The 8,314-nt window shown below is 55.7% G+C and carries 12 protein-coding genes and 1 tRNA gene; 6 read left to right on the top strand and 7 right to left on the bottom strand.

Going from position 1 to position 8,314, the window contains the following annotated elements:
- The first annotated feature begins 182 nt into the window (after nt 1-182).
- The 6 genes from P8O11_RS02930 (at nt 183) to P8O11_RS02905 (ending at nt 2,672) form a co-directional block, all read left to right on the top strand.
- Nucleotides 183-569, top strand: a complete 387-nt coding sequence (locus P8O11_RS02930; RefSeq protein WP_300291465.1) for a GSCFA domain-containing protein — start codon at nt 183-185, stop codon at nt 567-569.
- A gap of 32 nt (nt 570-601) precedes the next feature.
- The gene (locus P8O11_RS02925; protein ID WP_300291462.1) at nt 602-1,240 is read left to right on the top strand and encodes a GSCFA domain-containing protein; all 639 of its coding nucleotides are present in this window, start codon (nt 602-604) and stop codon (nt 1,238-1,240) included.
- Nucleotides 1,224-1,370 carry a hypothetical protein gene (locus tag P8O11_RS02920; RefSeq protein WP_300291460.1) on the top strand — a complete coding sequence of 49 codons (147 nt, stop codon included), beginning with the start codon at nt 1,224-1,226 and terminating at the stop codon, nt 1,368-1,370. Before P8O11_RS02925 ends, P8O11_RS02920 begins: the two co-directional genes overlap by 17 nt.
- A gap of 12 nt (nt 1,371-1,382) precedes the next feature.
- A complete protein-coding gene (locus P8O11_RS02915; RefSeq protein WP_300291458.1) occupies nt 1,383-1,958 on the top strand; it encodes a hypothetical protein in 576 nt (191 codons plus the stop codon).
- 51 nt (nt 1,959-2,009) lie between these two features.
- Nucleotides 2,010-2,085: transfer RNA gene (locus P8O11_RS02910), tRNA-Trp, on the top strand.
- An 89-nt stretch (nt 2,086-2,174) separates the two neighbouring features.
- Nucleotides 2,175-2,672 (top strand): DUF4166 domain-containing protein, encoded by a 498-nt coding sequence (locus tag P8O11_RS02905; RefSeq protein WP_300291456.1) that lies wholly within the window; start codon nt 2,175-2,177, stop codon nt 2,670-2,672.
- On the opposite strand, the gene P8O11_RS02900 is transcribed toward P8O11_RS02905, so the two are convergent.
- From P8O11_RS02900 to P8O11_RS02870, 7 genes are all read right to left on the bottom strand, one after another.
- The gene (locus tag P8O11_RS02900) at nt 2,662-3,468 is read right to left on the bottom strand and encodes a dimethylarginine dimethylaminohydrolase family protein (protein WP_300291454.1); all 807 of its coding nucleotides are present in this window, start codon (nt 3,466-3,468) and stop codon (nt 2,662-2,664) included. The genes P8O11_RS02905 and P8O11_RS02900 overlap by 11 nt on opposite strands.
- A gap of 9 nt (nt 3,469-3,477) precedes the next feature.
- The gene (locus P8O11_RS02895; RefSeq protein ID WP_089887591.1) at nt 3,478-4,173 is read right to left on the bottom strand and encodes an ABC transporter permease; all 696 of its coding nucleotides are present in this window, start codon (nt 4,171-4,173) and stop codon (nt 3,478-3,480) included.
- A gap of 4 nt (nt 4,174-4,177) precedes the next feature.
- Nucleotides 4,178-4,891: an ABC transporter permease subunit gene (locus P8O11_RS02890; protein ID WP_089887593.1), complete on the bottom strand. Its 714-nt coding sequence runs from the start codon at nt 4,889-4,891 to the stop codon at nt 4,178-4,180.
- A 57-nt stretch (nt 4,892-4,948) separates the two neighbouring features.
- Nucleotides 4,949-5,698 carry a transporter substrate-binding domain-containing protein gene (locus tag P8O11_RS02885; protein ID WP_273498721.1) on the bottom strand — a complete coding sequence of 250 codons (750 nt, stop codon included), beginning with the start codon at nt 5,696-5,698 and terminating at the stop codon, nt 4,949-4,951.
- Nucleotides 5,699-5,721: 23 nt separating this feature from the next.
- Nucleotides 5,722-6,510 carry an ABC transporter ATP-binding protein gene (locus tag P8O11_RS02880; RefSeq protein WP_300291449.1) on the bottom strand — a complete coding sequence of 263 codons (789 nt, stop codon included), beginning with the start codon at nt 6,508-6,510 and terminating at the stop codon, nt 5,722-5,724.
- A gap of 135 nt (nt 6,511-6,645) precedes the next feature.
- Complete coding sequence (locus tag P8O11_RS02875) at nt 6,646-7,347, bottom strand: aspartate/glutamate racemase family protein (RefSeq protein ID WP_300291447.1); 702 nt, start codon at nt 7,345-7,347, stop codon at nt 6,646-6,648.
- A gap of 49 nt (nt 7,348-7,396) precedes the next feature.
- The gene (locus tag P8O11_RS02870; RefSeq protein ID WP_300291445.1) at nt 7,397-8,296 is read right to left on the bottom strand and encodes a LysR family transcriptional regulator; all 900 of its coding nucleotides are present in this window, start codon (nt 8,294-8,296) and stop codon (nt 7,397-7,399) included.
- Nucleotides 8,297-8,314 lie beyond the last annotated feature (18 nt).

Here is an 8,314-nt window from a genome sequence, read left to right as displayed (position 1 = left end):
TTGCGATCCGCGAAGGCGGCCGTACCGTTGGTTCGGGCGTTGTAGCGAAGATCATCGCGTAAGCTCTAGAGCTTATCCAGACCTAGAAAGGGCCGCCTCAAAAGGGCGGCCCTTTTTCTTATTGTTGATGCTTCGGGTGTGCTTTGTTACGCTTCTGGAAACAGTACGGATTGTGCCAGAGAATGAGTAACCCCTATGATGCGCTAGGCACTTCTGCATTTTGGCGCACGGCTGTCGCAGAAAAGGGCCCGCTAGGGCTCGAGCATCTTTGGACGCCAAAGTTCCACGTGCGCCCCGAGCATAAAATCGTGACAGCGGGCAGTTGTTTTGCTCAGCACATTGGCCGAGCACTTGCGGAACGTGGATATAGCTGGCTTGACGCGGAACCCGCGCCGCCTTGGGTTGTTGGGGAGGATGCGAAGGCTCTCAACTACGGGGTTTTTAGCTGTCGGACAGGGAATATCTATACGCCTAGAATGCTGCTGCAATGGCTGCGGCTTGCGTTTGAGGGGGTGACACCGAGCTATGGGAGGCAGAGGGCCGTTGGTTTGATCCGCTTCGGCCTGTGATTGAGCCAAATGGTTTCGCTCACTGCGACGAGTTGCAATCTGCGCGTCGGGCGACACTGGCGAGTATCCGAAATGCTGTTCTGGAAGCAGATGTTTTTATCTTTACGCTCGGGCTGACAGAGGCATGGCGTCATAGTGGCACAGATTTTGAATATGCGCTCTGCCCTGGCACCGTTGCGGGGGCTGAGTTTGATGATGCTGTGCATCGCTTTCACAATGCCAGTTTCGTGCAATTGCGTGACGATCTGGAGGCCGCAATTGCTCTGATGCGGGAAAAGAACAGCACTTTGAAAATCTTACTTACAGTTTCGCCGGTGCCGTTGGTTGCCTCTGCCTCGGGGGCACATGTGTTGGCGGCCACGTCTCATTCCAAATCGCTGTTACGCGCCGTTGCGGGAGAGCTGGCTGGTGCTGCGGAGGCTATCGATTACTTCCCCTCTTATGAGATCATCACGCACCCCGTGTTTCGCGGGATGTTCTTTGCGCCAAACATGCGGGCTGTCGTGCCTGAAGGTGTTGCAACGGTCATGAAGCATTTCTTTGAGGATCAGCGCCGAGTGTTTGGAGAGGTCGTTCCGTCTGCATCGGGCAAGACCCGCAAGCAGGGCAAAGTACGATCTGAAAGTGATGTGATGTGTGAAGAGGAGTTGCTCAATGCCTTCGCAAAGTAAGCTTGCGATTTTTGGCGATAGCAATCTTGGCGCTGTGCGTCGCGCTTTTGACGGCGGATTGCTGAGCTTTCCCGGATATGACGTGGAGTTTTGGGGCGCAGCTGGCAGCGAGTATCGCAATATTCACTAGGGCAAAGGCGCGTTGCGTCCAATCACGCCAGAAGCCGAAAAGGCTGTTCTTTTTGTGAACGGAAGGGGGCGCGAGCGTCTGCGGACCAAAGACTTCAATGTTTTCGTCTTTTATGGCGTGCGGCTTCGGTTGGCTGAGTTTTTCGCAGCATATATCGATCTGATGCTTGATCATGAGCGCTCGGTCAGTGAGGCGGCACTTGCATCTGCGGCCAAGCAATTCTTGCAGGAGCGTCGCGCCGTTAGGATGGCACAACTGATGAAGGCGGACGGGGCCGAGGAGATTGTCTTTGTTTTTGCGGGCTTTCCATGTTGGGGTGTCATAGATCAGAGAGCAGAGGGCCGCCTCTTGGCAGACCACCCAAGAGTATTGGAGGCGCAGCCGAGCCATAGAGCACGGTTGTGGGCTGTGCTTGAGAGAGCTTTTGAGGATTTGGGGCTCGGGTTTATCGGACAACCCGAAGAGACTGTTGTGCAGGGTATGTTTAGCGACCCGGTTTATGCAGTTGAGGACGCTGCCGAAAAAGAAGATGCAAATCATAAATCGCCAAGTTTTGCAGCCTTGCTGCTGAAAAAGCGCTTTGAATGAAAAAGCGCCTTGATTTCCGCCGCGCCGCGATTTAATCGATAGCTCGGCCTTAGGGGTATAGCTCAGTTGGTAGAGCGACGGTCTCCAAAACCGTAGGCCCACAGTTCGAGTCTGTGTGCCCCTGCCATTTTCCTTTGATGACTTGTCATTTGTCAGATCAAAGCCTAGTCCAACGCGGGCAGGTTTGGTCGGCAGAGACGTGAGGAGAATTCTGATATGAGGCTATTTGAACGCATTCTCGGCGCGCGTTTTGAGGCGCTTGCGCCTGAAGTTCAGGCGCTCCATCGTCAGGTCGGCGTCAAAGAGGGCGAGATCAGTTTGCGCGCCTCTCCAATCATGCAACTCTTTGGCTTTCCCCCACCTTGCAAAGATGCGCCACTTTGGTTTGGCACGCGAGAAGAGGAAAACGTAGCGATTTGGCGGCGGCAGATTAAGGACCGCGAGTTGCGCTCCGAGGTCTGGCAGTCGGGTGATCTGGTTGTTGAGCGTATGGGCGTTGTGACGATCACCTCCGAGCTTGTGATTGAGCATGGAGCGCTCAGCCAAGAGACCAGAGGGGTTCGTTTTATGGACATGCCTTTGCCGCGCGCGCTATGGCCGCGCGTCACTGCCTGCGAATGGGGGGCAGGTGGGGCGTATCACTTCTCGATAGAAGTGCGCGCTCCTATCTTTGATGTCGTCTTGCTCGCTTATGAGGGCTGGCTTAGGCCTTAACTGGGGGCTTTGGCGGCGAGAAGCGCAGGCTCAGGCAGGACATGCCTCCGTCGAGTTTGGCGGCCTCTGAATTGCCGACTTCACGCACTGTATAGCCGGCCTTATCAAGTGCCTCTGCTGTGCGTGGGAAGCCTGAGGGCATGATCACCAGTGCGTTGAAGCGGATGGTGTTGCCGCAGGCCTCTTCGCCCTCGGCGGTATGGATGACGCGGTAGCCCTCAAAGCAGCCTGAGTCGGCGAGGCGTTTGGTGGAGAGGATGGTCTCTTCATCGAGCAGCGAGCAGTCGGTCTTGAAGTGCAGCACGCCCGCAGGCGTGGCGACTTCGCGCACGGTGTAGCCCCAGTCGACTGTCGCGCGGCGGAGGGCTTCTATGCCGCCCGATGTGGTGCGGGCTGACGTCCCGACGAGGATTTCTTTTTCTGTCGTTAGGATGTCGCCTCCTTCGATAAAGTCTGGGGCTTCGATTGTGCGGATGTCTGCGTAGAAGCTTGCCAATGTGGGCGCCATGATTGCGGCTTCGCCGAGGCGTGTCGGCGCGCCGGGGCGCATGACAACGGCCCCTTCAGGCAGGCAGAGGGCGGCATCTTCAACAAAGACGCTATCGGGATAGTCTTCGAGCGCATCGAGAAGCTCGACATGGGCGCCTGTGGAGCGCAGAGCTGCGATATAGTCAGCGTGGTGCTCGGCAAAGAGCGCTAGGTCAGGTGTGCCTTTATCCACAGCGCGCAGGCCTTTGATGATGCTTTGCGAGGGTTGGCGTGAGATCGCATGCGAAAAGGTATATGAGCGGGACATGAGGCGCCTTTAACTGCGGGATTGTTTTGGGATGCGGTTTTCCAGATAGCGGAACCCGAGGACAAGAATGCCTGTGAGGCAGAGATAGATTGCTGCAACAAAGAGCAGTGGCTCATATATTTTGTATGTTTCCTGCCGCACGATCGATCCGATGCCATAGACCTCGAAGACTGTGATGGTCGCTGCAAGTGGTGTGGCTTTGAGTGTGAGGATAAATTCGCCCGTGAGGGTCGGGAATGTGTTCTGTAAGGCGCGAGGCAGCCAGACTCGGCGGAGCACTTGGAAGGGGCTCATGCCGATGGCGCGCGCGGCCTCAAGTTCGCCTTTGGGGACACCACGGAAGGCGCCGCGCATGATCTCGCCCTCATAGCCTGCTACGGACAAGGAAAACGCCAGGACCGCATAGGGGAAGGCATCGCGTAACACGGGCCAGAGGAAGCTTTCGCGGATACCGGGTATCGAGGGAAAGAGCGAGCCGACGCCGTAGTAAATCAGCCAGAGCTGAATGAGCAGAGGAGTGCCGCGGATCACTGTTGTGAAGGCACGCGCAAGCCAAGCGAGCGGGCGTGGGCCTGTGACTTGCACAAGGCCAATCGGGATCGCTAGAGACATGCCGATCAGGATCGACCAGAATAAGAGCTGCAGGGTAAGCCAGAGGCCTTCTGCGAAGCGCGGGAGATACTCGGGGAGCCATGACCAATCCATATGCTTAACTCTGACTTGGCTGACCGCGGCGGAAGTGCCGCTCGATCAGAGCAAAGACGCCCGTGGAGGCGAGGGACAGCGCGAGGTAGAGTACGGCTGCGGCCATATAGAACATGAAGTAAGACTTTGTTGCGCCTGCGGCCTGCTTGGTTTCAAGCGCGAGCTCAGAAAAGCCGACGACCGCAAGCAGAGCGGTTTCTTTGGTGGCGATGAGCCAGAGATTGGCCAGACCTGGCAGGGCGAAAGGGATCATGGCTGGCAATATGATACGCCAGTGTGATTTGAAGGCTGACATGCCGATGGCGCGCGCGGCTTCGATTTGCCCAAAGGGGACAGCGAGAAATGCGCCGCGAAGGACTTCTGTCGAATAAGCGCCTTGAACAAAGCCGATCACATAGATGCCGGCCCAAAGGCCTGAAATATCCATGCGCTCAAACCCCATTGAGGTGAGCGCCATATTGAGCAGGTCTGTGCCGAGGTAATAGAGAAGGAGGATCAGGACGAGTTCGGGCACGGCCCGAATAACCGTCGTGTAGACTGTGAGTGCGCCGCGCAAGACGGGACCACCGTATATTTTTCCGAAGGCGCCAAAAAGGCCAAGCGCAAGCCCAAGAGCATAGGCTCCAAGCGCGATCTGGAACGTGCTCCAAAGCCCGCGCAGCAAGTTGCCACCCCATCCGGGGGGCGAGAGGGCCAAGAGTTCGAGCGCGTTTTCCATGAAGTCCGATCAGATAAAAAGTGCGCGGCAGAAGACACCGCCGCGCACACAGGGCGTTTAGCCGCCGTAAATGTCAAAGTCGAAGAACTTTTTGCCGATGGCGTCATAGGTGCCATCTTCGCGGATCTGTTTGATCGCTGCGTTAAACTTCGCGGCCAGTTCTGTGTCTTCTTTGCGCATGCCAACACCGACGCCTGGTCCGAAGACTTCTTCGTCGTTAAGCTCTGCTTTCACTTCCATGTCTGGAGCACTTGCAAGGTAATCGGCGAAGGCAATTGAGTCGCCAACAACGGCGTCAACACGGCCTGCTGTCAGGTCTTGGTTGTGCTCATCAAACGTGCTGTAGGTTTTGATTTCTGTGCCATCAAAGTGCTTTTCGGCATAGTTTTGGTGAATTGTCGAAACTTGCACGCCTACGATTTTGCCCGCAAGGCTATCTGGGCCGATGTCCATGGACTTTGGCGCCACCAGAACGGCGGGTGTGTTGTAATATTTATCGGAGAAGTTGATTGTCTCCATACGCTCGGCTGTGATTGACATTGACGCAACGATCGCGTCGATTTTGCCAGCGAGAAGAGCCGGGATGATGCCGTCCCACGCTACGTCAACGACGACGCATTCTTCTTCCATCGCTGCACAAAGAGCGTTTTTGAGATCGACTTCAAAACCTTCCCATTCGCCGGCAGCGTTCTTTGCTGTGAAGGGTGGGTAGGCTTCGGCGGCGAAACCGATTTTGATTTCGGCTGTGGCTGCTGTAGCCGTGAGGGCCAGAGCGGCAACTGTGCCAAGGATTGATTTAAGTTTCATTTTAGTCTCCCGTTTTTTGTTGGTTAGTGAGTTGTTTGAATGAACGAGGCAAAACGTTCACTGCTGGGGTTCGTGAAGATGGTTTCTGGCGCGCCGCGTTCTTCGACGCGGCCTTCGTGCAGATAAACCACCTCTGACGATACATCGCGCGCAAATCGCATTTCATGCGTCACGAGGATCATGGTGCGGCCTTCTTCGGCAAGACCACGAATAACTTTGAGCACTTCACCGACAAGCTCAGGATCAAGCGCCGATGTCGGCTCGTCAAAGAGCATAACTTTGGGCTCCATCGCCACGGCGCGCGCGATGGCGGCGCGCTGCTGTTGGCCTCCAGACAGAAACGCTGGATATTGCTCGCGTTTGTCATAAAGCCCGACACGCTCAAGAATACTTTCAGCGCGCTCGCGGGCCTCGGCCTTGGGCACTCCAAGTACCTGCACTTGACCTTCCATGACATTTTGCAAAACAGTCATATGCTGCCAAAGATTGAAGCTTTGAAAGACCATGCCAAGCTGAGAGCGCAGCCGCGCGACTTGTTTCTTGTCTGATGGCACGCGGTCTTTTCCGTTGCCTTTGAATTTTACGTCTTCGCCCGAGAGGCGGATCGTGCCTGCGGTGGGAAGTTCCAGAAGATTTATGCAGCGCAAAAATGTGCTTTTGCCCGACCCAGAGGAGCCGACAATCGAGACGACATCGCCTTCGCGCGCAGTCATGGACACACCTTTGAGGACCTCAAGGTCTCCAAATGATTTGTGCAAGTCTTCTACTTCTAGCGTGGCAGCCGTGGTGTTTTTGTTTGATTTATCGGTCATGCGCTTTTTATTGATCTCCCCGTACGGCCCCGCGATAGACAGAGAATCTCTTGGCCACAACCACCCGAGCTTAGTTTCTTGGGGTCAATTGGCAATCTTTTTCTTAATTTCAGCTGGTTGCCCTTTGGGAACCGCCTAGAAACTGCGGGGCGCGAGGCCAGCTTCAAACCAGCTCACCAAGCTATAAATTGAATAGACGGGGAGCCCCGTTGCTTCTGCAACAGCGGCGGCATAGGGCGGCATGTTGGTGCATTCGAGTACAAGTGCGCCTACATTAGGGTGCGCGGCGCAAAGCTGTTTTGCGGCAGCGGTGATCTCGGCTTTTGAGGCGTCTACGTCAAGCTCAGGCTTGTTGCCAAGGATAGCAGCGCTAAATGCACCGTCGTCTGTGCCGATGATGGGGGTGTCGAGTGGCGCGCCCGCAGCTCTCAGGTGGGCGGCTGTTAGGCTATCGGCTGAAATGGTGAGTACGGCGGCACACTTGCCTGAGGGCAAAAGAGCGTTGATCGTTGGAATTTGCATGAGCGATGATGTTGCGACAGGGACGCCTAGAGCGGACTTGAGATCGTCTTGCAGGAGCGACAGGAACCCACAGGTTGTTGTGATCCCTGTGCAGCCGTTGGCAACGAGCTTTTGGCCTGCTTGGATGAAGGCGTCGAGCATTTGGGTTGGGTCGCCTTTGACAATCGCGTCAGGGGTTGCGCCTTTGACCACCTCGTAGCGCACGTGAAAGGGCCAGCTTTCTGGATTGCCGATATCGCCCAAGATGCGCGGAAACGCTGTGTCGAGCAGTAGGATTCCGAGGCGCGGTTTTATCTGCTGTTCTGGCTGGGACATTTGGCCCTCATTTTGGGTTCTGGCCGTTCTGGGCGCTTGATAGCTCTGCTTAGCTGGGCGTTTGGTAGGGCTCAAGCTCCTTGAGAAGCAGCGTAAGGAAATCCTTCGCTGTTTGGGACAGCGGGCGCGTCGCCGAAGTGATGACGGCCATATCCATGTTGATGGCGGGTTCAAAGGCGCGTGAGACAAAACGGGGGTCGAAGTCGTGCTCGAGCACGAAGGGGTCAAGCAAAGACACGCCCATACCTTCTTTTACAAAACTCAGCAGGTTCTTGAAAAGATGTGAGTGCACGCGTGTGCGCATTGGAATGCTCGCATCGGCGAAGGCCTCGCGCAGGCGGCGGTGCGTCATATGATCAGGGCCCATGGCTATAATGGGAGTATCGCCGAGCAATTCGGGGGTCAAAACATCATACTGCGCGAGTGGGTCGTCGCGGTGAATTGCGAGGCGAGTTTGGACATGAAGCGGATAGACCGTGAGTGTGTCATAGAGCAGAGGGCGCTCGCATATCCCGATTTCAAAAAGCCCGGATGTGACCCATTCCTGAATTTTGGTCGAATACTGGGACTGAAACGAGATGTTCATATCAGGTCGGTCTTTGGCGAACTTTGCGATGACGGCTGGAATAAAGCCAAAAGACATCGAGTGTTGCGACGCGACTTGGAGCTGGCCCGCTTGCTTGTTTTGCAAATCAACGACTGTTTGGGTGACGTGGTCGAGACCGCGCACGACCGTATCGATTTCGCGGAAGAGCATCGCCGCTTCAGGCGTTTGTACGAGACGGCCATGTACACGCTCAAAAAGTGGCAGGCCTGTTTGGCGCTCAAGCTGAGCTAGGAGATTCGAAATTCCTGGCTGAGAAATCCCAAGTGCTTCGGCGGCGCCTGTTACGGTCCCGCTTTCGACGATGGCATGGAAGGCTTGAAGTTGTCTGAATCTAAGGCGCATGCGAATACAGTATAATAA

Origin of the sequence: Lentibacter sp. (genome assembly GCF_029254145.1) — a bacterium.
GTDB lineage: Bacteria > Pseudomonadota > Alphaproteobacteria > Rhodobacterales > Rhodobacteraceae > Lentibacter.
This window is presented reverse-complemented; position numbering and strand designations above follow the sequence as displayed.

What these genes read in the sequence shown, in the direction of transcription:
- P8O11_RS02930 (WP_300291465.1), top strand. Translation starts at nt 183, where the DNA reads ATGAGTAACCCCTATGATGCGCTAGGCACTTCTGCATTTTGGCGCACG.
- P8O11_RS02920 (WP_300291460.1), top strand. Translation starts at nt 1,224, where the DNA reads ATGCCTTCGCAAAGTAAGCTTGCGATTTTTGGCGATAGCAATCTTGGC.
- P8O11_RS02905 (WP_300291456.1), top strand. Translation starts at nt 2,175, where the DNA reads ATGAGGCTATTTGAACGCATTCTCGGCGCGCGTTTTGAGGCGCTTGCG.
- P8O11_RS02900 (WP_300291454.1), bottom strand. Translation starts at nt 3,468, where the DNA reads ATGTCCCGCTCATATACCTTTTCGCATGCGATCTCACGCCAACCCTCG.
- P8O11_RS02895 (WP_089887591.1), bottom strand. Translation starts at nt 4,173, where the DNA reads ATGGATTGGTCATGGCTCCCCGAGTATCTCCCGCGCTTCGCAGAAGGC.
- P8O11_RS02890 (WP_089887593.1), bottom strand. Translation starts at nt 4,891, where the DNA reads ATGGAAAACGCGCTCGAACTCTTGGCCCTCTCGCCCCCCGGATGGGGT.
- P8O11_RS02885 (WP_273498721.1), bottom strand. Translation starts at nt 5,698, where the DNA reads ATGAAACTTAAATCAATCCTTGGCACAGTTGCCGCTCTGGCCCTCACG.
- P8O11_RS02880 (WP_300291449.1), bottom strand. Translation starts at nt 6,510, where the DNA reads ATGACCGATAAATCAAACAAAAACACCACGGCTGCCACGCTAGAAGTA.
- P8O11_RS02875 (WP_300291447.1), bottom strand. Translation starts at nt 7,347, where the DNA reads ATGTCCCAGCCAGAACAGCAGATAAAACCGCGCCTCGGAATCCTACTG.
- P8O11_RS02870 (WP_300291445.1), bottom strand. Translation starts at nt 8,296, where the DNA reads ATGCGCCTTAGATTCAGACAACTTCAAGCCTTCCATGCCATCGTCGAA.